The organism is Sphingobacterium lactis (assembly GCF_051951495.1).
Classification (GTDB): domain Bacteria; phylum Bacteroidota; class Bacteroidia; order Sphingobacteriales; family Sphingobacteriaceae; genus Sphingobacterium; species Sphingobacterium lactis_A.
The window spans coordinates 1-23,201 of sequence record NZ_JBNHAS010000002.1 but is presented as its reverse complement, the minus strand read 5'-3'; the positions used below and the strand labels follow the sequence as shown (position 1 = coordinate 23,201).

Annotated in this window: 21 protein-coding genes and 1 tRNA gene; 10 read left to right on the top strand and 12 right to left on the bottom strand. The window is 39.5% G+C overall.

Going from position 1 to position 23,201, the window contains the following annotated elements; translation table 11 throughout:
• Positions 1 to 86 precede the first annotated feature (86 nt).
• Both ACP6L2_RS07820 and ACP6L2_RS07815 read left to right on the top strand, forming a co-directional pair.
• Complete coding sequence (locus tag ACP6L2_RS07820) at positions 87 to 1,817, top strand: serine hydrolase domain-containing protein (protein ID WP_440508704.1); 1,731 nt, start codon at positions 87 to 89, stop codon at positions 1,815 to 1,817.
• Positions 1,817 to 2,974 (top strand): dipeptidase, encoded by a 1,158-nt coding sequence (locus ACP6L2_RS07815; RefSeq protein WP_440508703.1) that lies wholly within the window; start codon positions 1,817 to 1,819, stop codon positions 2,972 to 2,974. The genes ACP6L2_RS07820 and ACP6L2_RS07815 overlap by 1 nt, the downstream gene beginning before the upstream one ends.
• 36 nt (positions 2,975 to 3,010) lie before the next feature.
• Here ACP6L2_RS07815 and ACP6L2_RS07810 read toward each other — a convergent pair whose 3' ends face one another.
• Positions 3,011 to 3,661 (bottom strand): hypothetical protein, encoded by a 651-nt coding sequence (locus ACP6L2_RS07810; RefSeq protein WP_440508702.1) that lies wholly within the window; start codon positions 3,659 to 3,661, stop codon positions 3,011 to 3,013.
• On the bottom strand, positions 3,661 to 4,167 hold the full coding sequence (locus ACP6L2_RS07805; RefSeq protein WP_440508701.1) for an RNA polymerase sigma factor: 507 nt from the start codon (positions 4,165 to 4,167) through the stop codon (positions 3,661 to 3,663). Before ACP6L2_RS07805 ends, ACP6L2_RS07810 begins: the two co-directional genes overlap by 1 nt.
• Before the next feature lie 68 nt (positions 4,168 to 4,235).
• Here ACP6L2_RS07805 and radA point away from each other — a divergent pair, with 68 nt between their 5' ends.
• Together radA and ACP6L2_RS07795 are read left to right on the top strand one after the other, a co-directional pair.
• Positions 4,236 to 5,624, top strand: coding sequence for a DNA repair protein RadA (gene radA / locus ACP6L2_RS07800; RefSeq protein WP_440508700.1), 1,389 nt, complete (start codon positions 4,236 to 4,238; stop codon positions 5,622 to 5,624).
• A 2-nt stretch (positions 5,625 to 5,626) separates the two neighbouring features.
• On the top strand, positions 5,627 to 6,190 hold the full coding sequence (locus ACP6L2_RS07795) for an AAA family ATPase (RefSeq protein ID WP_440508699.1): 564 nt from the start codon (positions 5,627 to 5,629) through the stop codon (positions 6,188 to 6,190).
• Positions 6,191 to 6,200: 10 nt separating this feature from the next.
• Here ACP6L2_RS07795 and ACP6L2_RS07790 read toward each other — a convergent pair whose 3' ends face one another.
• The 5 genes from ACP6L2_RS07790 to ACP6L2_RS07770 form a co-directional block, all read right to left on the bottom strand.
• The gene (locus tag ACP6L2_RS07790) at positions 6,201 to 7,337 is read right to left on the bottom strand and encodes a DUF4932 domain-containing protein (protein WP_440508698.1); all 1,137 of its coding nucleotides are present in this window, start codon (positions 7,335 to 7,337) and stop codon (positions 6,201 to 6,203) included.
• Between the two features lie 142 nt (positions 7,338 to 7,479).
• Positions 7,480 to 8,607, bottom strand: coding sequence for a redoxin domain-containing protein (locus ACP6L2_RS07785; protein ID WP_440508697.1), 1,128 nt, complete (start codon positions 8,605 to 8,607; stop codon positions 7,480 to 7,482).
• 48 nt (positions 8,608 to 8,655) lie between these two features.
• Entirely contained in the window at positions 8,656 to 9,480 is an 825-nt protein-coding gene (locus tag ACP6L2_RS07780; protein WP_440508696.1) for a TPM domain-containing protein, read from the bottom strand.
• Positions 9,481 to 9,491: 11 nt separating this feature from the next.
• On the bottom strand, positions 9,492 to 9,920 hold the full coding sequence (locus ACP6L2_RS07775) for a TPM domain-containing protein (protein WP_440508695.1): 429 nt from the start codon (positions 9,918 to 9,920) through the stop codon (positions 9,492 to 9,494).
• A gap of 83 nt (positions 9,921 to 10,003) precedes the next feature.
• Positions 10,004 to 10,582 carry a LemA family protein gene (locus tag ACP6L2_RS07770; protein ID WP_440508694.1) on the bottom strand — a complete coding sequence of 193 codons (579 nt, stop codon included), beginning with the start codon at positions 10,580 to 10,582 and terminating at the stop codon, positions 10,004 to 10,006.
• Between the two features lie 150 nt (positions 10,583 to 10,732).
• Between ACP6L2_RS07770 and ACP6L2_RS07765 the strand changes: the two genes are divergently transcribed.
• The 3 genes from ACP6L2_RS07765 (at position 10,733) to ACP6L2_RS07755 (ending at position 12,924) form a co-directional block, all read left to right on the top strand.
• Complete coding sequence (locus tag ACP6L2_RS07765) at positions 10,733 to 12,274, top strand: NAD(P)/FAD-dependent oxidoreductase (protein ID WP_440508693.1); 1,542 nt, start codon at positions 10,733 to 10,735, stop codon at positions 12,272 to 12,274.
• 87 nt (positions 12,275 to 12,361) lie between these two features.
• Positions 12,362 to 12,434: transfer RNA gene (locus tag ACP6L2_RS07760), tRNA-Gly, on the top strand.
• A 208-nt stretch (positions 12,435 to 12,642) separates the two neighbouring features.
• Positions 12,643 to 12,924: a PH domain-containing protein gene (locus ACP6L2_RS07755; RefSeq protein WP_440508692.1), complete on the top strand. Its 282-nt coding sequence runs from the start codon at positions 12,643 to 12,645 to the stop codon at positions 12,922 to 12,924.
• A 547-nt stretch (positions 12,925 to 13,471) separates the two neighbouring features.
• On the opposite strand, the gene ACP6L2_RS07750 is transcribed toward ACP6L2_RS07755, so the two are convergent.
• The 4 genes from ACP6L2_RS07750 to sufB form a co-directional block, all read right to left on the bottom strand.
• The gene (locus ACP6L2_RS07750) at positions 13,472 to 14,701 is read right to left on the bottom strand and encodes an MFS transporter (protein ID WP_440508691.1); all 1,230 of its coding nucleotides are present in this window, start codon (positions 14,699 to 14,701) and stop codon (positions 13,472 to 13,474) included.
• A gap of 253 nt (positions 14,702 to 14,954) precedes the next feature.
• On the bottom strand, positions 14,955 to 16,262 hold the full coding sequence (gene sufD, locus ACP6L2_RS07745; protein WP_440508690.1) for a Fe-S cluster assembly protein SufD: 1,308 nt from the start codon (positions 16,260 to 16,262) through the stop codon (positions 14,955 to 14,957).
• Positions 16,263 to 16,305: 43 nt separating this feature from the next.
• Positions 16,306 to 17,064, bottom strand: a complete 759-nt coding sequence (gene sufC / locus ACP6L2_RS07740; RefSeq protein WP_344673411.1) for a Fe-S cluster assembly ATPase SufC — start codon at positions 17,062 to 17,064, stop codon at positions 16,306 to 16,308.
• A 63-nt stretch (positions 17,065 to 17,127) separates the two neighbouring features.
• Entirely contained in the window at positions 17,128 to 18,579 is a 1,452-nt protein-coding gene (gene sufB, locus ACP6L2_RS07735) for a Fe-S cluster assembly protein SufB (protein ID WP_344673412.1), read from the bottom strand.
• Between the two features lie 1,406 nt (positions 18,580 to 19,985).
• Between sufB and ACP6L2_RS07730 the strand changes: the two genes are divergently transcribed.
• Both ACP6L2_RS07730 and ACP6L2_RS07725 read left to right on the top strand, forming a co-directional pair.
• Positions 19,986 to 20,456 (top strand): Lrp/AsnC family transcriptional regulator, encoded by a 471-nt coding sequence (locus ACP6L2_RS07730; RefSeq protein ID WP_344673413.1) that lies wholly within the window; start codon positions 19,986 to 19,988, stop codon positions 20,454 to 20,456.
• 6 nt (positions 20,457 to 20,462) lie between these two features.
• Positions 20,463 to 21,527, top strand: a complete 1,065-nt coding sequence (locus tag ACP6L2_RS07725) for a DUF6695 family protein (protein WP_440508689.1) — start codon at positions 20,463 to 20,465, stop codon at positions 21,525 to 21,527.
• Here ACP6L2_RS07725 and ung read toward each other — a convergent pair.
• Positions 21,524 to 22,195: a uracil-DNA glycosylase gene (gene ung, locus ACP6L2_RS07720; protein ID WP_440508688.1), complete on the bottom strand. Its 672-nt coding sequence runs from the start codon at positions 22,193 to 22,195 to the stop codon at positions 21,524 to 21,526. The genes ACP6L2_RS07725 and ung overlap by 4 nt on opposite strands.
• A 95-nt stretch (positions 22,196 to 22,290) precedes the next feature.
• On the opposite strand from ung, the gene ACP6L2_RS07715 reads away from it, so the two are divergent.
• Positions 22,291 to 22,830, top strand: coding sequence for a DUF2892 domain-containing protein (locus ACP6L2_RS07715; RefSeq protein ID WP_440508687.1), 540 nt, complete (start codon positions 22,291 to 22,293; stop codon positions 22,828 to 22,830).
• The last annotated feature ends 371 nt before the right edge of the window (positions 22,831 to 23,201 follow it).

Below are 23,201 nucleotides of genomic sequence, written 5' to 3'. Positions count from 1 at the left end.
ATCCCAAATATAGGCAATAAATAATCCTTGAACAATGCGTGTTTGTGCGTTTTATTAGTACATTTACATGATAAATCCTAAAACAAATGATCCGAAGAATAAACTTGGCAGTCCTAGGGCTAATCTTTATTTTCCAAACCGCCCAAGCTCAATACAAACAGGTATTAAACAACAAAACGCAACTGATTTATAACAAGGAGTCCATCCTACCTTTCAAAAAACTGGATAAACTTCGTATTGCTGTTGTGACTACTGACAATCAAAAATACGCTCCTTTTATCGCGCAGCTTCAACGATATGCAGAGGTCACCCCTGTAGATTTTCAGCAATTTGACGAGAAGACCAAATATTTCAATACCATCATCGTAGCGGGTACAGCTGCAGAATTCAGTTCCAACTATGCGGCTATGGTTTTGCAATCCGCCGTAAATAATAAGCATATTGTGTTGTGTCGCTTTGGTGCTAATGACAACTATACCCATGTAGGCTTAAATGACAACAATTTAAGTCATTTTGCTAGTATTCTTTGGAGTCCTGAAACAGATGCTTCTGGTCAAGAAAATGCTGCTATGTCTATTTTCGGTGGATTAGGAATTACTCAAGGGAAGTTATTAACCAATCAGAGCCGTTTACAATATACGCAAGGCAAGCAATCCGGATTGGATATTGCCAATATGAGTCGACAGATCGACGCTATCGCTAATGATGCCATTACACAACATGCAGCACCAGGTATGATGGTGATGGCAATAAAAGATGGTCAAGTGATCTTTGAAAAAGCATATGGATACCATACTTATGAAAAGAAACAAGCCAATAGCATTCACGATATCTATGACTTGGCTTCTATTTCTAAAATCGTAGGAACTACGCCTGTTGTGATGCATCTTCAAGAAACCAAGGTGATTAATCTGGATAGCACCATGGGGCATTACTTATGGCAAGCGAAAGAAACCAATAAGGCCAATATCCCACTTCGGACTGTGCTATTGCATGAAGCAGGGTTTACTCCATTTATACCTTTCTACCGCAGCTTAAAACCAGGAGACCTACAGCACACAGCTGATGCACAACATCAGGTACAGGTGGCTGATAATGCTTATTTACGAAATAATTATTACCAGGATGAGATGTGGCCTCAGATGTTGAACTCAGCGGTTAAGCCATCTGGAAATTATGTTTATTCCGACATCAGCATGTATGTAATGAAGGAAGTAGCAGAGCATGAGACCTCTACCCCGATGCAAGAATATGTTCAGCAAATTCTATACAGGCCAATAGGCATGAAAACCGCAGGTTATAACCCTAGAAGTCGATTTGCCAAGAACAGAATGGTTCCAACACAGAACGACACGGTATTCCGCAAGACCTTGTTAGAAGGTTTTGTTCATGATGAAGGAGCTGCTATGGCAGGGGGAGTTGCAGGCCATGCCGGTCTATTTGCTACGGCGAATGACTTAGCTATTTACGGGCAATTATTGCTGAATCGTGGCGAATATGGTGGTGCACAATATTTCAAACCAGAAACAGTCGATCTATTCACTTCCAAACAATCGGCTACTAGCAGACGTGGTCTAGGATTTGACCGCTATGATCCGAAACCAAAAGCAGAATATCCATCCAAGCTGGCTAACAGCTCTGTTTTTGGACATACCGGCTATACCGGTACTTGTATTTGGGTGGATCCGAAAAATCAATTCATCTATATTTTCTTGTCTAATCGCGTTCACCCACAAGTCAGCACCAAGATTTATGACTTGAATGTGCGTAGTAGAATTCAAGATGTGATTTATGAAACCATCAATAAAGGCAAATAATGAATAAGTCAATTTTATCCACTATCCTAATAGCTATGTTGAGTTTATCCAGTCAGGCTCAGGATTACCAAAAAATCCATCGGGATCTTATCGTAGTCGATGGGCATAACGATGTTATCATTGAAAGCATACTTCCTGGAGAAGATATTGGCAAGCAATTAAAAACTGGACATACGGATATCCCTCGTCTACTAGAAGGCGGTGTGGATGTACAAGTATTTGCGGTTTGGTCGGATGATAAGAAGTGGAAGACTGGGGCATTCAAACATGCTAATGATCAAATTGATGCTCTAGAAAAGGTGGTTAAGAACAATCCTGACAAAATAGAAATCGCAAAGAATTCTGCGGATATCGAACGCATACGAAAATCAGGAAAGATCGTTGCCTTAATCGGTATTGAAGGAGGAAATATGATCGAGGGCAGTCTAACGAATTTAGAAAAGCTCTATAACCGAGGTGCTCGTTACTTGACCTTAACCTGGAATTATAATTTGCCTTGGGTAACTGCGGCTGCTATGGAGGTTAAAACAAAAGGGGATGAAGGAAAGGGATTAACGGATCATGGACGTGCTATTATCAAGCGGATGAATGAATTAGGGATGATGGTGGATCTTTCTCATGCTGGTGAAAAGACTTTTTATGATGTCTTGGAAGTCAGTACCAAGCCTGTATTGGTTTCTCATAGCAACGCTGCAGCACTGACTCCCCATTACCGCAACTTGAAAGACAAACAATTGGAGGCTTTGAAGAAAAATGGTGGTGTTATTGGTGTTAATTTCTTCTCCGAATTCTTAGATTCAGGTTATCCTAAGCGGGTTAAAAAACTCTATGAAAAACACCATAAAGTAGATCCAGACAAAAAGCCTTCTACGGATAAAATGTATGCTACATTAACCAAAAAACAAAAGGATGAAGTTAATGCACCTATGGAAATGGTCCTCAAACATATTGATTACTTAGTGAAAAAAGTTGGGATAGACCATGTAGCCATTGGGTCTGATTTTGATGGAATAAATTCTACCCCACAAGGACTGGAGGATGTGTCTAAATTTCCACTATTGACGAAAGCTTTATTGGATAGAGGATATAAACAAGAAGATATTGCCAAGATTATGGGATTGAATTTCTTGAGAATCCTAAAAGAGAATGAGAACTAAAAATGGGGCATAAGCCCCATTTTTTATTAATATTGTTTATTTGGATGGAAGAGTATCATCCTCATTTTCCATGATAATTAATTCATCGTAATTCTTTTCAAGTTTTTTCACCAATCGAACATATAGTAAGCGGAAATACAGTTTCAATAAAGAGATGAATAACCATCCCATCAACCCGCCGACTATGACCATTAGCATCAGATATAATATAATTTCACCAGTTCCCTTTTCAAAAACATGGTTTTCGAGAATAAAAGATAAAAATCCTAGGCCAATGGAAAAGATGATGAGATAAATGTTAAAGCTGATATATTGACTGACACGTTTTCTGGCTGTCAGCACATCATTTAACAGGTCTTTGGTGTTCTTTGTATTACGGATCTTCATGTAGGCTTTAAAGAAAGCATAAATGAAGTAGAAGGTAATGAAATACCCAATCACTGTGGCCGTATTATCGAGGTAATCCAACCATAGCGACTCTTCTGAATACTCCACTTTTATACCACTGAAGAAATACCATACATTGAAAATTATACCAAGCGACAACTCGATTAAGGAAATGATAAATATCCATTTCACTAAGGAGGAGGAGCTTTTATATAGCATTCCGCGAATAGCCTCCTTGTCGACTTTCGGAAAGTCATTGTTCTTTTGCCAATGCTGTTTAAGTAAATCTAACCCATCCATTATACCACTCCTTTTTTAGCCAATATTTCTTTTAATTTACTTTTAATGCGATTCATTTTTACACGTGCATTTACTTCGGTAATACCTAAGGTTTCTGCAATCTCCGCATAGTCCTTATCTTCTAAATACATATACACCAATGCCTTATCAATATCATTGAGCTGCCTTACAGCATCATATAAAAAACGAAGTTGTTCTTCTTCTTCGGAATTATATTCCTCATAGCGGATATTCCCTAGGGCATGATCCCAATCTACTGTTGTAATTTTATTGCGTTTGGAACGATAAAGTGAGATAGCGGTGTTAAGGGATACCCTATAGGCCCAAGTCGAGAACTTCGAATCACCTTTAAACTTTGGGTATGATCGCCATAACTGGATTACCATTTCCTGAAATAGATCCTGGTGCGACGCTAAATCGGTCGTATAGAGTTTGCAAATCTTATGCAGGATATTTTGATTATCCTCCAAAAGAACCACGAATTCTTGTTCCAGGTTAGTATTCATTTTAGGTATTTGTCGACAATACTAAGGTATTGTTACAACATCTAGGTACATTTTTTTAAATTCGCTACATGGCAAAGACAAAATCAGCATATTTCTGTCAGTCCTGCGGTTATGAATCGTCAAAGTGGCTAGGGCAATGTCCTTCATGTAAGGAATGGAATACTTTTGTAGAAGAGGTTGTAGATAAAGGCTCTTCACGTGTTCCGGAATGGAGAAGTAGCACCATTGCGCCCTCCACGAATAAACGGAGTAATAAAGCCGCAATCATACATGAAATTGTTTATTCGGAGGAACAACGTATTCTGAGTCCCGATAAAGAATTCAATCGTGTACTAGGTGGTGGTATTGTTCCTGGATCCCTTGTACTGATTGGTGGTGAGCCGGGTATCGGTAAATCTACTTTGATGTTACAGCTTGCTCTTTCCATACCTAAGGTGAAAACTCTTTATATTTCTGGAGAGGAGAGTGAACAACAGATTAAGATGCGTGCTGAACGATTGTCACAGAGCTCCAATGCCAACTGTTATATCTTGACAGAGACCTCCATGCAGAATATCTTCAAACAGATTGATCAGGTTGAACCGAATGTGGTGGTCATTGACTCCATTCAAACCTTACATTCTGCTCAGATAGAATCTGCTCCTGGCTCTGTATCGCAAGTTCGGGAATGTACTGCTGAATTACTTCGCTTTGCCAAAGAAACCAATACACCGGTATTTATTGTTGGCCATATCACCAAGGATGGTAGTATTGCTGGTCCAAAAGTATTGGAGCACATGGTGGATACGGTACTTCAATTTGAGGGCGATAGACACCATGTCTATCGAATCCTACGTGCTGTAAAGAATCGCTTTGGTTCTTCATCAGAATTAGGGATCTATGAAATGCAAGGAACAGGATTGCGGGAAGTTTCCAATCCTTCAGAAATCATGTTATCACAGCGGGAGGAACCGGTAAGTGGAATTGCAGTAGCAGCCATGTTAGAGGGCATCAGGCCATTAATGATCGAGGTGCAAGCATTGGTATCCAATTCCGCATTTGGAACTCCTCAGCGAAGCTCTACAGGTTTTGACACAAAAAGACTCAATATGTTATTAGCAGTTCTAGAGAAACGATTTGGTTTCCGCCTAAGTGCTCAGGATGTGTTTCTAAATATTGCTGGTGGCCTTCGTGTAGAAGATCCCGCTATTGATTTAGCTGTTGTGGCAGCATTGATCTCCTCACAACAGGATATTCCATTATCGGCAAACATAACTTTTGCAGGTGAGGTTGGACTGTCCGGAGAAATAAGAGCTGTCAACCGTATCGAACAACGAATCCAAGAAGCAGAAAAACTTGGTTTTGAACAGATCTTCATCTCCAAATACAACGCCAAGGGATTAGATGTCAAAAAATACGATATCCTTGTCAGACCTGTAGCCACACTAGAAGATATCTTTAGGAATTTATTCGGATAAGAATGCTGGATTTGATTTTAAGAAATAACTTCTTTGTTCTTTCCGGTGGTCCTGCAGCTGGAAAGACAAGCTTGCTTCTTGAACTTCAAAAAAGAGGATATGCAATAGTCCCTGAAATTGCTCGTGAGTTGATTAAAGAGCAGCAGCTTACAAAGGGTAATGCCCTACCCTGGAAAGATAAAATCTTGTACAAAAAAATCATGTTTGATCGTTCCATTCAAAGTTTTGAGGAAATAGATCAGATGGAAGGTCAAACCACACCTGTCTTTTTTGACCGTAGTTTTATAGATTCTATTTGTTATGCAAGACTTATTGAATCAGAAGTCACCGAACAGATGAATGCCTATGCAGAGAATTGGAGATACAATACACAAGTTTTTATGCTGCCCCCTTGGAAAGAGATCTATGAAACTGATACGGAAAGAAAACAACAATGGGAGGAAGCCGTATTGACCTATGAAATGATGGTAGATACCTATAAAAGCTATGGATATCAGATTGTAGAATTACCTAAAACTACTGTTAGTGAAAGAGCAGATTTTGTAATAAAGGCAGTTCAAAAGTAATACGTTAGTTTTATTGCGAAGCAGACCATTTCAATAAATCATCATAAAGCTCACTAATCTTAGCATTAGGATTTAGCTTATACAAGCGAACTAATTCCGTATTGAACTCCTTAGATTTAGGGAATCCCTTTTGTTTCATCTTACTATCAATATGTGCTATAACTTCTTTAAGAAGGGCCTCATTATTGTTTTCAGTATCCATATTAAACAAAATAAAAAGTCCCCAAGTAAGGTATTCATCAAAAACCTTAATAGGGTTCGGATAATGATTGGTAGATTTATTTGTTGAGTCAACCCAGACATCTCTTCTATGAAAGATTGCATCAATTTTGTCCTTATACTGAGCACTTAGTGGCCCCACATAGTTATGGTCAATTTCTGTAAAAATTACTCGACTGTTCATTGCCCTATTAAGTTCATCGCTCCATACTGGCCTTTGTTTAATTCTTGGTAAATAGAGTAACATTTCCTTAAACCCATTATCTTCAAAAGTTTTGGTTGCATTTATACCGCCAATTAATGGAGAGGTCAACACCCTATAGCTATTGATTTTGTAATCGAATTTAGCTTCCAACCATTCTTTTTGTTCGAAAATTGCAGCATATTTTACATAATCCGATTTCAATTTTTCATAATAGGGCATATTGTTATTATAGAATCCTCTAAATCCTGATGTTTTAGCAAAATCTTCAATTTGATCCTTAAACTGCCATATTGGATCCTCCTGAATTTCGATTGTTCCAACACCCTGTGCTGGGAATGTATATACATTTGTTCTTGCTAATGAATCTCCAGTAAATTCAAACCCATAAGCATTTGAAGAGATAAGAATATAATAGATTAAGCTTTTTTCTAAAAGGGAATTAAATGTTTTTATGGCTTCATGATCCTTATAAGGAGAAAATTTTTCTATTACTGAGTGGTAATAATCCGTATTAAAATCCACCATATTTGAATCTTTCCTTCCATAATCTGTAATGGCCATCATGATATAAGTGAGCTCCTGAACCTCATTCACTTCAATGTTAACCTTGTTATTATTGCTATTTACATATTGCTGATTAAAATTAACAACACGGTCTTGTGCGGATACCTGTAGGATTTGGAAAATGAAAAACAGTAAAAATAAATTTCGGATCTTCATCATAATTAGAGGTTTGAATTAATCAAATTGCTTAAAAAGCTCGCTACTTGCTGAGACATATTATCAATACCATTAAAAATAAATAAAAGGCCGGATAAAACAGCATTTTATCCGGCCTTATAAATTAAAAAAACTCTCAATTTTCTTACTTCAACACCTCAGCTAATTTAGCTTCTAATGCTTCACCGCGAAGATTTGATGCAATGATCTTTCCTTGAGGATCCAATAAGAAGTTCTGTGGAATACCTTCGATAGCGTATAATTTCACTACCTCAGACTGCCAGAATTTCAAATCAGATACATGAGGCCATTGCTCTAATTTATCTTCTTTGATCGCTTGCATCCAAGCTGCTTTACCATTCGGTTGGTCTAATGATACGCCATAAACAGTAAAGTTTTTGTCTTTATATTTGTTGAATGCTGCCACTACATTTGGGTTCTCGTGACGACAAGGACCACACCAGCTAGCCCAGAAATCGATTAATACGTATTTACCACGCAATGAAGATAATTTCACCACATTACCTGCAGTATCAGGCAATGAAATCTCAGGAGCCATTGCTCCTACTGCAACAGTTTTAATTCTGTCGATCTTCTCTTGTAAAGCCTTTCCTTTGCTGGATGCTTTTAATGGAGCTGACAATTTATCAAATGCAGGAATAATCAAGGTATTTAAGTTATCAGCAGAAACCATATTTGCTAAAAGACCTAAAGCAACATAGCTGTTCGGGTTATTTTTAACATAAGCTTCATTGATCTCTTCTTGCTTATCATATAATTTTCCAGCTTTCGCTTGTAAACCAGCCATGAATTCATCACTCTGTTGTATCTCTGGAGTCGCTGCTGTATATTCTGCATTAATAGCTGCAAAACCTGCTGTAACTTCACTTAACGACTTTTTATAAGCGGAATAATCTTTATTGATTTCATTACCACTTAAAGTCGCTGTGCGTAAAGCATCTCCAGTGATGTTGATGACACCTTTAGACAAATAAACAGAACTTACTTCTGGACTTTTCAATTGACGTAGACCCTTTCCTTCAGGAGACAAAATTAACTGTGCCTCTGTAGGCTCAGCAACAATCCCACTATATGTGAAAGCACCTTTTACTACATTCACTGAATCCACATGACGTTGTCCGGCATCACTATACATGATAAAAATCTTTGCTGGCGCATCGACATTCTTAATATTTCCCTTAAGCGTAAAATCCTCTTGAGCAAATAGCAATGCAGGCACTGCCAACATTGCACTTAAAATCACCTTTTTCATTGTTCTTATTTTAAATTTATATTGTTATTGCATGTATCATTCCAAATATTACCATCTTCCGCTGGCACCACCGCCACCGAAGCCACCACCACCAAATCCACCGAAGCCACCACCGCCGCCGCCGCCAAAGCCGCCACCGAAGCCACCACCATCATTGTCATCACCGCCACGTCCAAGTGAATTCAGCAAAGTCCACCAGAATAAATCAGATGAACCTCTACCTCCCATTACACGACCACCACCATTATTTCCGCCACCACGTTTAGATATAAGCGCAATTACCACAAAAACAACGATGACGATAAAGATGATCGGAATTCCCCCTCCACCTTCAGTAGAGTAAGATTCTTTTGGATCTGCCTTATATTCCCCTTTGGAATAGGAAATCAAGGCATTCACTCCATTCTCTAATCCACTATAATAATCGCCTTGTCTAAAGGCAGGTTTTATTTCATTTTCTATAATCCTATAGGCAATAATGTCAGGAATTGCTCCTTCCATACCATAACCTGTACGAATTGTTACTGCACGATCATTGATCGCCACTAATAAGAGTACACCATTGTTGTATTTCTTATTACCCACACCCCATTTCTGAGCTAGACGATCGCCATAATCGGCAATATCGTAATCCCCTGTACTGCTCATCACCACTACCGCTATCTGATTGGAGGTAGAGTCCTCAAAAGCTAATAACTTTTGCTCTAGGGCTTGTTTTTGACTGGCACTTAAGGTATTGGTAAAGTCACTTACCAAGGCATTGGGTGCCGGTGGAAAATCCTGTGCAAAAGCTTGGATACTAAAAACCAGACCGACAAGGAAAGTAAAAAATAATTTTATAGACGTACTCACTAAACGAGTTTTCTTATACATAAGGTATCGCATTAACCAAAATAAATATCATTCGGCAGTTCATTGACATCATCTTCTCTTCTCGGGAAGTAGGTTGCCAACTGTAAACCTGCCTGATCTATGCCTTCAATAAGGCCACTCACATAATCTCCACTCCTAAAATGTACCAACATCGCATCCTTGGTTGACTCCCAAAAATCCGTTGGCACTTTCTGATCTATACCTATATCCCCAATGATTGCAAATTGATGATCATCAGTTGCTAAGTAGATCAATACCCCATTGCGCTGTGCTGTATGGTGCATCTTTAATTTCTCAAAAAAAGATTTAGCCTGTTCATAGGCTTCTTTACCATTCAAATGGCGCTCTACGACCAAGCGGATCTCCCCCGAAGTACGGTTCTCCGCCAAGCTAATCGCCTGAACGACCTTCTCTTGTTCCTCTTGATTGAATATCTCCATAAGGTTGAAAACAGAAAAGATGAATGCCGATAAGCAAATCAACGACATTCATCTTTTTAAATCTTTCTAAAAATATAAATTCATTAAAACTGTACCGTAGGTGCTTTGTCCGAACCTTCTGTAGCTTTAAATGTACCTTTAGACTTAAAGCCGAAGATACCTGCCATAATGTTGTTCGGGAATGAACGCACCGTTGTATTATAATCTTGTACAGCCTCATTATAAGCTCTACGTTCTACAGAGATACGATTCTCTGTACCTTCCAATTGCGCTTGCAACTCTTGAAAGTTAGAGTTTGCTTTCAAATCAGGATAAGCTTCTACACTCACTAAAAGACGACCGATAGATTGCGATAAGGCATCTTGAGTCTGCTGATAATTCGCAATTGCTTCTTCCGACAAGTTAGATGGATCTACTGTTACAGATGTTGCTTTCGCACGTGCTTCTGTTACAGCGGTCAATGTTCCCTCCTCGTGTTGCGCGGCACCTTTAACCGTATTTACTAAATTCGGGATAAGGTCTGCTCTACGCTGGTAGGCGTTTTCCACCTGTGCCCATTTCCCCTTTACATTCTCGTCTTTGGTAACCATGGTGTTGTAACCACAAGAACTGAATGATAGTGCTGTGAATAAACCTACTAAGGCAATTAATAATCTTTTCATGTGTAATGTTTTACTTGTATTCTTTAAAATTAAGAAATTGTTTTTATAAAATTATCATATCAAAGCATATACCAAATGCAAAAAAACGTGAAATAATGGCAGGATTTGCTACTTTTGCTTTGTTTTTGGGATAAAACCCCAACATTTCATATGCAAAAAGAAATTGAAATTGCCCTAATTCCTGAGGCTATTCAGGACGATAATCGTATTCTTCAGGAAGGCGCAAAGAAACTCCGTATCCCCCTTAACCGTATTTCAGGATTTCATATCCGTAAAAGATCTATCGATGCCAGAGGCCAGCAGGTCTTGTTTCGAATGCGAGTGGTCTATTTTATCGATGAACCTGTCGTTTTACCAGAGTTCCATATTCCATTACAACATGTTCAAGATGCCGAGCCTGTCATTATTATTGGTGCTGGACCTGCAGGACTGTTTGCTGCCTATAAATGTCTACAACGTGGTCTAAAGCCCATCGTTATTGAACGTGGCAAAAAGGTACAGGATCGTCGTAGGGATTTAGCCAAGATCAATCGGGAGGGTTTTGTTAACCCTGAATCCAATTATTGTTATGGTGAAGGAGGTGCAGGAACCTATTCAGATGGAAAACTATATACCCGATCCAATAAACGTGGTGATGTTCATGAAGTTCTAAGCATATTTGTTGAACATGGCGCACCAGATGATATCCTGGTCGATGCTCGTCCGCATATTGGCACAAATAAGTTACCTCATATCATTGAAAGTATCCGCGAACGAATCATTGAATACGGTGGTGAGGTACAATTTGATTGTAAGGTAGTCGATATTATTGCCAACTTCGGCAAAGTAGAAGGCGTATTAACAGAGGCCGGTGAAACCCTAAAAGCCAAACATGTCGTAGTGGCCACTGGTCACTCCGCAAGAGATATATTTGAACTTTTCCGTCAAAAGGGATGGTTACTAGAAGCTAAACCTTTCGCATTAGGCGTACGAATAGAGCATCCACAGGAACTTATTGACCAAGCGCAATACCATTGTAGCATAAGACCTGAAAACCTTCCTCCTGCATACTACAGCTTGGTGGAACAGGTCGATGGTCGTGGCGTATTCTCCTTTTGTATGTGTCCAGGGGGAATTATTGCCCCTTGTGCTACAGAGCAGAATGAAATTGTCGTGAATGGATGGTCTCCATCCAAACGAAATAACCCTCATGCCAACTCCGGAACTGTCATACAAATCAATTTGGATGATATCCCGAATGCTGCAGAAGATCCTTTTGCCTTACTGGAATTCCAAAGGCAGGTAGAACAGCAAGCTTTTATTTATGGAGGTGGAAATTTAGTTGCACCTGCACAGCGTATGGTCGATTTTGTACAAAACAAGGTCTCCAATGATCTCCCTATCAATTCATATAAACCTGGAACTAGATCAGTTGCGCTTCAGGAAGTATTACCTGATTTTGTACATCGGGCATTACAAGGAGCCTTGCCTATTTTTGGCCGTAAGATGAAAGGTTATTATACCAATGAGGCTATCTTGGTTGGTGTAGAATCACGTACATCTTCACCTATACGAATTCCAAGAGATAAAGATACATTGCAACATCCGCAGATAGAAGGCCTCTACCCTTGTGCTGAAGGTGCAGGTTATGCTGGAGGAATTGTCTCCGCGGCTATTGATGGCATGAACTGTATCGATGCTATAAAGCGCTAGAAACCAATTCTCAGCTCAAATAAGGAGAATTATTTAGAGAAATAATTGACAAGAATACTCTTTTGTTGTATTTTTGTAGCACTTCAAGCGAAAGTAGCTCAGTTGGTAGAGCACAACCTTGCCAAGGTTGGGGTCGCGAGTTCGAATCTCGTCTTTCGCTCAAAAAAAAGCTTTCTGAAATCAGAAAGCTTTTCTTATTTTAGAGTATGCGCCAATTCAACCAAAAAAGGGATTTCCTATTATTTAAACAGGATCTTTTATTTATCATCCTTCTTATCATTCTCTTTATTATTCAAGGCAATTCTTTGGGAGAAATATTATTTATTAGTATTGTACTTGTCTCAATAGCATATGGCAGAACCTTACTCATGTTTCACAAATCCAGATTTATAATTGAAGGCAACCTATTAAAATGGAAAATTCTTACCTTTTCTGATGTGATCAATATTACAAATATTAAAAAGTTAGAAGTAGGTAAAACCAAATATTTCGGAAGATTTATAGCAACAGGAGAAAATGGGATAACCATCCATAGTCGTTTCGAAAAAAGCTACATTACTCCAGAAAACAACGAAGAGATGGTTCAAGCATTACTTGAAATTAATCCGGATATCCAAGTCATAGATTATACAAAAAAGCAAGCTGTATAGATATCTGTTAAATCAAACCGAAGTGAATTCCAATAAATAATAAACGGGCGGATGTTCCGTTCGTTCTCGTAAAGGAATAAAAAGGTATTTAGTGCCCAATATTTATTAGATAGACCCATTGGCGGGATAATAATCCTGCCACTTTCAACTCAGAACGAAGTGAAGAGTCTCATCTATACACCCCCACGACCGCGTCATCTTGAGGCTTGCCGAAAGAACCTCAAACCATGCTAATCAGAAACAGTTAATATATTAGATATTGAATTTTGGAAACGGACGATGCCTGCATCGCCCCTACAAACAATCGTGATTTTAAAATTCCTAACCACCATAACCGTAGGGTCGAAGCATGCTTCGACCGAATAAATAAAAATAAAAATCCCCTAAAAACCTATATAGTTTAAAGTTCCCACATCAACGATGTGGGATGACGTGATCTTAGGGGCTGTACAGAGACTCTTCGCTTCGCTCTGAGTTGGGAATTGAAAAACAGCCATCCTTTAATGTCTTATATCTGTTGTCTGAAATCTATTCTCATATCTCCCCCCTACTCCCCATCTTCTGTCCGAATCCCTAATGCCATCAAAGAAGGAGTAAAGAAGGACGCCAGACCAATAGCAATCACAATAAAGCCAGAAATCACAAAGGCATTTGCTACACCGATATAATCGGCAATATTCCCTGCGAATAGCAATCCGATCAAACTAGGGATAATGGCAAAACTAAAGTAAAGGGAAAACACCCTTCCAAGCATCTCTGGTGCGACTTCTTCTTGAATAGTCGTCATAAATGCTGCTGAGAAGATGGACATGGCCATTCCGCCAAAACCCGTCAGGCCAACAAACACCCAAAATAAGCTAGGACTCAATATACCGGAGAACACAAAGCTTAAACCCAACAAAATATGCATGGAATTAATAAGCAATACTTTCCTCAAGGAGATTTTAAAAACCGATAGTATCGATCCTCCGACTAACATTCCTACACCCCAGATCACTTCAATAACACTCATCTCAAATTCTTTTCCTCCAAAATGATCGATGGTCAACAAGGGGAACATAATGGCTACCGGCATAATACCAACCGTTGCAATTACAGAATATAGGAACATCCACGCTAAGCCCTTGTTCTTGTAAATAGCAGCCATTCCCAACTTCAAGTCCACCCATACCTGATGTATAGAACCGGAGACTTGCGTCTTCACATGTGGTATACTAATAAATAACAAGGAAGTAATGGCAAACACAGCACCGATAACATCCAAATAAAGCACTTGGTTGATTGGAAAGTTAGCTATTGCCAAAGTCCCTAAAGCTGGACCTGCTATGCTGCTCACCGATTGTAACATCTGATTGATACCAGAAACCCGCAAAAGCTTGTCTTCTGGAACAATTAAAGGTGCTATCGCTTGCATAGCCGGACTATGGAATGCCGAACCAACAGATCGACAAGCCATCAATAGGTATACCAAGCTGAGCTGAACATGTCCATCTCGAAGTGCAATCGTCATTAAGATGGTACAGATCGCAATAAATCCATCGGCGAAGATCATAATCTTCTTCCGATCCCAGCGATCAATATAAACGCCGGCAAATGGGCCAATAATGGCCTGAGGCAATAAACCGGCAATTGCAGAGTAAGCTAATATCTCTGCTGACTTAAATTCTAAGCTCAACCAAATGATCAATGCAAAGTTAACCGCCGAGCTACTCAATAAGGACACAAACTGCCCAAACCATATAAATAAATAGGTCCTAAACCAATTCTTCTTTTCCATGAAATATAAGGGTATAATTATACAACTCCACCGAGGAGTAACATTCAATAAATAACTTCTGACAACCTAAAAAGGCTTTACCAAACCCAAGGTCTGAAGTTGTACGTTGTATAATTAAAAAGGCTCATGTCTCAAAAATAAGAGTTTATCTCAGAACTGCAAATTTTTATATACAGTTAAATGCAGAACGCTAGAAACAAAAAAAGCGTCTTAGCCAAAATTGCCAAGACGCCTTATTACTAAAACTACACTACTAATTTCGATCTAAACCCTTTGCAACACGGTCTTCCACAAAAGTCCTAACGGCCTCATTGGAGAAACGGGATGTCACATCAAATGCAAAGGCATGCACCAACAGGATTCTTGCACTTTCTTCGCCAATACCTCTTGCGCGAAGGTAGAACAATGCCTCATCGTCAAATTGACCCATGGTACATCCATGCGAACATTTAACGTCATCAGCAAAGATCTCTAACTGTGGTTTTGTAAAAACAGTAGCCTTATCACCGATCAACATGTTGTTGTTCTGTTGGAAGGCATTGGTCTTCTGTGCATCTTCACGCACAAAGATCTTTCCGTTAAATACCGCAGTAGACTCGTCCTGTGGGATGTTTTTATACCATTCGTAAGATTCACAATGTGGTTTCATGTGATCTACGACAGTATGGTTATCTACAAACTGCTTTCCTGCCAATAAGTTGATACCGTATAAATGCGATTCAACCTCTTGATCATCTAAGCGTACATTAATGTCGTTGCGGACAAAAGATACACCCGGGAAATTACAGTTATAGTTATTGTATAAACTATGTTTTGTTTGGTAAACCTCAATATGGTTAATGTAGTGACTGTTTTCAGTAGCCAACTGCAAGTAATAATGCTGCAATTTGGCATTCTCTTCTGTCACAATTTCCGTCACCTTATTGTTCAAGTTTTTGGCTGTACCATCCAAAGCGATAAAGCTTTCAATAATCTCAGCCTCCGCATTTGGTTCTAAAACAAATAGATTTCTAGTTTGCGCAAAGAAATCTTGACCTCCAGTTGCTACATGAACAATATGGATGGGTTTAGAAACCACTTTATTCTTTGCTACCGATAAATAGATACCTGAAGTATGTAATGCGGTATTCAAGGCAACAGTTGAGGACCCCGTTTTATCGGCATGTTTTGCAAAATGCTTGATAAAGTTAGGCTCTTCCTGTGCCTCTTCGATAGATTTCACGGTCAAACCGATTTCATCTTCCAAAGATGCGAAAGCCAAAACATACTGACCATTGATCAAAACGATCTGATGGGCATCTAAGTTCGGGATATCAGCCTGACTAAGGTCGATATCAGCAACATCCACATCTTCGTTCAACAAGTAAGTCTTGTTAACCAAAGGTTGGATATTGGTATATTTCCAATCCTCATTCTTCACAGTCGGGAATCCCAATTCTTGAAAACGGGCAAACGCTTCCTGTCTCAAGGCTGTCACCTCGGCAGTATCGTTACTCGTCTCCAACTCTTGAAAAGTACCTGTCAATTGTTGGAATAAGGAGTTTGCTACTAATGTACTCATGTTATTTGTTGTCAATCCGCTCATTACCTCTTTCTATTAACGATTAGGCATCCTGCGCATCTAATTCTTTTAACCAATCGTAACCTTTTTCTTCTAATTCTAATGCTAATTCTTTCGGTCCTGATTTCACGATACGACCGTTATGCAGTACATGCACGAAATCTGGAACGATGTAATCCAACAAACGTTGGTAGTGTGTAATCACGATAAATGCATTGTCTTTCGAACGCAATTGGTTAACACCATTTGCCACGATACGTAATGCATCAATATCCAAACCTGAATCTGTCTCATCCAAAATCGATAATTTCGGATTTAACATCGCCAATTGGAAAATCTCGTTACGTTTTTTCTCACCACCTGAGAAACCTTCATTCAATGAACGGTTCGCTAGGTTTGCAGAGAATTCCACTAATTTTTGTTTTTCTTTTACCGTTTGTAAAAACTCTTTTGCTTCCATTGGAGGAAGACCTTTATATTCACGGATATCGTTTACCGCGGTTCTCAAGAAGTTGATATTAGAAACTCCAGGAATTTCTACCGGATATTGGAAGGCTAAAAACAAACCTTCGCGAGCACGATCTTCTGGAGCCATGTCCAATAAATCCACTCCATCCAAAGTAGCTGTTCCTTCAGTCACTTCATAGCTGTCACGTCCCGCCAAGACATTTCCTAAAGTACTTTTTCCAGCACCGTTAGGACCCATGATGGCATGAACCTCTCCTGCTTTAACTTCTAAGTTTAATCCTTTTAAAATTTGTTTGTCCTCGATGGACGCATGCAAATTCTTTATGCTTAACATATCTTTATTTTGGGTATTAATTGGGGCCATTCGCATGGGCCAATATCATTGCATTTACTTTAATTATCCTACTGACCCTTCTAATGAAATCGCCAATAATTTCTGTGCCTCTACAGCAAACTCCATAGGAAGCTGATTCAACACTTCTTTCGCGTAACCATTCACGATCAAGCCTACTGCTTTCTCGGAGTCGATACCACGTTGGTTCAAATAAAACACTTGGTCCTCGCCAATCTTCGACGTTGTAGCCTCATGCTCCAGTTTTGCCGTTTTGTTTTTGCTCTCAATGTATGGGAAAGTGTGTGCTCCACAACGATCGCCAATCAACAAGCTATCACATTGTGTAAAGTTTCTCGAATTATCTGCATTCGGACCAATCTTAACCAAACCACGGTAAGAGTTATGACTTAATCCAGCAGAGATACCCTTAGAAATAATTTTTGAACGGGTGTTCTTTCCTAAGTGAATCATTTTTGTACCAGTATCAGCAACCTGTCTGTTACGAGTCATCGCTACGGAGTAGAACTCCCCTACCGAATGGTCACCTTTTAGGATTACGCCCGGATACTTCCAAGTAATGGCTGAACCAGTCTCTACTTGTGTCCAAGAAATCTTGGAGTGATCACCTTTACAGATTCCACGTTTAGTTACAAAGTTGTAGATACCACCTTTACCGTCTTTATCTCCCGGATACCAGTTCTGCACGGTAGAATATTTAATCTCTGCATTACGCATGGCGATCAATTCTACCACTGCTGCGTGCAATTGATTCTCATCACGCATTGGTGCTGTACAGCCCTCTAGGTAAGAAACATAAGCGTCTTCATCAGCGATGATCAAGGTACGCTCAAATTGCCCGGTGTTTTCGGCATTGATACGGAAATAAGTGGAAAGCTCCATCGGACAGTGCACCCCTTTAGGGATATACACGAATGAACCATCGGAAAATACCGCTGAATTCAATGCCGCATAAATGTTGTCCGTTTGAGGAACCACTGTTCCTAAGTATTCTTTAACCAATTCAGGGTGTTCCTGAACGGCCTCCCCGAAAGAACAGAAAATAACACCTTGTTCTTTCAGTTTCTCACGGAAAGTAGTCTTTACCGACACGGAATCAAATACCGCATCGACCGCTACTACCCCTGCTAAAATCTTTTGTTCATCCAAAGGAATACCCAACTTCTCAAATGTGGATATTAACTCCGGATCCACCTCGTCCATACTTGCTAATTGCTTCTTTGGTTTCGGTGCTGCATAGTAAGAGATATCCTGAAAATCTACATCAGGGTTCTCGAAGTTCTGCCATGTAGGCATGGTCATCGTTTGGAAATGACGAAACGCCTTTAATCGCCACTCCAGTAACCATTCCGGTTCGTTCTTCTTCTGTGAAATCATACGAACGGTATCTTCACTGAGCCCTTTAGGCGCAATGTCCATCTCGATATCCGTCGTAAAACCGTACTTATATTCTTCGAGCTCTAACTCTTTTAATAAATCGTCGTCTTTGCTGCTCATTTCGCTTTCACTTTAATTTAGACTTTTTTACTTAGTCATTTGAATTGCAAAGTTACGTTTTATAATGCAATAAAAGACCATGTTTGTGTTATCTTGACACAGTTTTTGAGAAAAAAAATGACAAAAGTCATTTCCATGCGCATTAAGCCTATTTAGAACGATTATATTATGACAATCACATGATTGTCATAGATATTAATTATATCGATAGATATTATTTATAACCCAAAGCTATCTAAAACCCGCTTATTCTCAGCTGTAATTGATTTCAGCAGCTACAAAATATGATTTGAAGCATAGAGAGACGATAGAGAAGACAACAGATGTGAGACAACAGATGTGAGACAACAGATTAAAGACTTTGATATACTTGATGGCGGGCGATGCATGCATCGCCACTACAAACAATCGTGATTTTATTACTTCTAGCCGTAATAACTGTAGGGTCGAAGCACCCTTTGTCTGCTATCTGTTGTCTAATATCTAATAGCGTAGCGGTCTCATAACTATTTTTAAATCGGGCAGACATTCCGCGGCGCTCAGTGCTGCCCCTACGCTGGGCGGCTATTAAAGTGTTAGTAACAAGCTTTCTAGATAGCGCACTAGGTAGGGGCGGTACTGAGTGAGTTTGAGGAAAGGGTTTATCCTTGACGATAACGAACGGAATGTCCGCCCGTTTAATTTAATTTTAGACAACAGATGTGAGACAACAGACAATAGACGATAGATATAAGACACAAGGTCTATTGTCTTTTGTCTATCATCTACTAGCGTAGCGGTCTCCTTTTCCCTTTCTACTAATTTTCCCTTCCATTTTCTGTTGTCTTTTGTCTGATATCTAATCGTCTTTCCTAGGGGTTTGGCAGGGGTTTGCTAGGGGTTGGATTCGAGACTCTAACGGATCTCCTTCGGAACTTGTTCGGATCTCCTTCGGAACTCGTTCGGTTCCGACCGAACGAGTTCCGAAGGAGATCCCTATCAGATCCTAAGAAATCCCCTTAGAGTCTCGAACTCAATACAAGTCAAATACCTTCCAATATGTAGGGATATATGGAATTAACAGGACACATCAAAAGCAGTTTCAGCAGATTAATTTTTACAAATTATGCACATTCAAAACATGCTAACTTGAAAATAGCATCGAAGAAATATGTCACAAGTTTTGCTTCAATAAATTTCCTTTCAAGGAATCCAATCCTAGACCCAACGAAAGTAACCGCCACAAATCATCAATCAACACCAACACAAGGTTAGAAACATTTATTTTTCTATTAGGAAAACAGGTTGTTAAAATAGTTGGAGGCAACCTAAAATCTGCTAAATATCAGACTAAAAGGCCTAATTGTTTCGACAATACCAAATTAAATTTTGTATATTTATATTTCTTTATTTTTATTGGAAACCCTATGATGTACCAACCAGATAAAACGGATTTAAAGATTTTAAAATTGCTTCAGGAGAATGGTCGTATAACGAACTTGCAGCTTGCTACCAATATTGGTCTTTCTCCCGCTCCGACATTGGAACGCGTTCGCAAACTGGAGAACTCCGGTTTCATCAAAAGCTATCATGCCTTTGTTGACGAGGAAAAATTAGGTTTGGGCATCAAATCGTTCATACAGATTTCCTTGGACTTCCATACGCACAATGCTATTCCTGAATTTGTTGAGGCTGTTCGAGCGATACCTGAAGTTACCGAATGTCACCACGTAACTGGAAACTGCGATTTCATGTTGAAAGTATACGTGAAGGATATCAAAGCATATGAGGCGGTTATCATGGAGAAGATTTCCAAAATTCCTTTTGTGAAGACTTTCCAAACCATGATGATTATGTCTACGAGCAAGAAAGAACCAATTGTTCCATTGGAATACTAATTAAAAATGGCCTTCGAGGATTTAGCGATCATATTAACATGGCCTGATGCCACTATACGTGGAGATGAAAAATGGATGATGTTTTTCAAACAGATCGGTATTGTCAAAAATTTGAACTTCAAAGTTGGCCATACTGGTGTTGTTTTGGTAAAACGGGCAACCGGTGAGATGTACTTCTATGATTTCGGTCGCTACATCACCCCAAGAGGCTACGGTCGCGCACGTTCCAAAGATTCTGACCCTCGATTGAGCATTGGGGTTAAAGCTATTTTCCAAGACAACAAAATCAGCAATCTACCGGAGATTTTGGATCACTTCGAAGCGATGAAACCCGCTATGTACGGTGAAGGGAGGTTGTTTTTCAATATTGCTGAAGATATAAATTTTGAATCTGCCAAGGCATATGGGGACGCCTGCGTTTTACAAGGTACTTACCCCTATGGTGCTGTTGCACGAAACAACAACAATTGCTCTCGCTTTATTACCCGAATGCTGATGAAATCTTCCTCAAGATACCATTACTGGCATAGCATTAATATACCAGAGACAATTAAGGCTAGCCCGATTAGTAATATCGTTAATGTTAACAAATTACGAGAGGTAAACTCATTTAGTCCAGAAGAAGGCATTAAGACATTCAAGATGAACCGTATTCAATCGTTCTTCTTTTTGGTAAAACAACTGGGGGACAATGTGTTTCGCAGGAAAGCCTCCCTATTGCCAAACGACATTATCATAGGTGCAGTCAAGTTTGCATCCAAGCCGATATCCGTACCGAAGATGGCAAAATATCTTGGTGGTGTAGGAGATGGCGCTTGGTACTTTTTGCATGAACGTACAGATAGCCAAATTGAAATTAGCCGCTACACCAGCAATGGACACTTGGAATATGTTGTTCTAGGAGAAGCTAGCGAAGCTATCGATTTCTCTTCCGACTGGGATATTACCTATGATAGCCACTTACTATTCACGCATATCCTACAAGCTGGTAAGAAAATAAAAATTAAGCATGTGGAGATCCTTCCTTTAGAGGATTACAAATACAAAAACCTACAAGAGCGTTACGCTTAAACTTGCCAATCAATCGGCGTCTTTCCAGAAGCCTGGAGATATTCATTTGTTTTCGAGAAATGTTTAGAACCAAAGAATCCACGATAGACGGATAATGGAGATGGATGTACGGAAGTTAGGACGAGATGTTTGCTTTGGTCGATTAATGCTGCTTTTTTAATGGCATAGCCTCCCCATAGTATAAATACCACATGTTCTTGCTGTTCAGAGATGGCACGTATAATCGAGTCGGTAAATTTCTCCCAGCCTTTCTTCCGATGAGATCCGGCTTCATGAGCCCGAACGGTTAGAATGGCATTGAGTAATAGCACGCCTTGTTTAGCCCATTTCGTCAAATCACCATGGTTCGGGATTTGAAAATCGGGAATATCATTTTGGAGTTCCTTATAAATGTTTTGTAGGGATGGTGGGATGGCAATACCTGCTGGAACAGAAAAAGATAGACCATGTGCTTGCCCATCGTTGTGGTAAGGATCCTGACCTAAGATAACCACCTTTACTTGTGACAATGGCGTCAAATGGAAAGCATTGAAGACGAAATCATTGGGTGGAAATACCAGTCCGGCTTCACGTTCCTGCTGCACGAAAGCCGACAACTTTTTCATTTCATCCGACTGAAACATGGGTTTTAGGATGTTATCCCAACTGGAATCAAAACGATCAGACATACTGCTCAACAAATTTTACATTATTTCACCCCAAACAAGTTGTATAACACGCTAAATTAACGGATATTTGCAAACTTACAGTATTAAGAATAATTATGTCAAATTTAGTTCGAATTATCATATGTAGTTTGTTGATCGTGGGAACGGTAGCTTTGTTCTGGTTTGGTCACTGGGGATGGGGAATCTTAGCTATCCTGATTACCTTATTAGCATGGGTAACTGTTTTCTTTAATGAGAAGATGTTGCTTGCGCAATGGTTCTTACGTAAAGAACGCATGGATAAAGCGGAAATCTGGTTAAAGAAAATCAACAACTACGAGACCGAATTGATTCCGGCACAGCATGGCTATTACCACATGTTATTGGGATTAATCGAATCGCAGCGTGCACCTCTTCAATCGGAGAAATTCTTTAAGAAAGCATTGACCTTAGGTCTACACATGGACCACAGCGTTGCCCTAGCAAAATTAAGCCTTGCAGGTATCGCCATGGCAAAACGCAATAAACGCGAAGCAGAAAAACTTCTTTCCGAAGCTAAGAAAGCAGATAAAAACAAATTGCTGGAAGAACAAATCAAACTCATGAAATCGCAAATGGGAATGATGGATAAACAGCAGTTTCGTTATTCACGATAAATTAAAAAAGCCGCAGATTGCGGCTTTTTTAGTATTTAGTAGTTAGACCGCTTCGCTGTTAGATGTGAGACCGCTGCGCTGTTAGATATTAAATTCGAAAAAGAATGGGTAGGCGTTTTTATCGCGGGCGATGCATGCATCGCCCCTACAAACAATCGTGATTTTATTGTTCCAAACCACCATAACTGTAGGGTCGAAGCATGCTTCGACCGATTATATAATTCTTTAAATCCTATACCGCCAATAGTGTCCGTCCCTGAAATAGGTTGACCACAAATTGAAATGAACTATGAGAGTAAATTTGAGGCTAATTAGAAAAACTCGTAAGTATTCTGAGGAATTCAAGCGGGAAATAGTTTCTCTATTTGAGA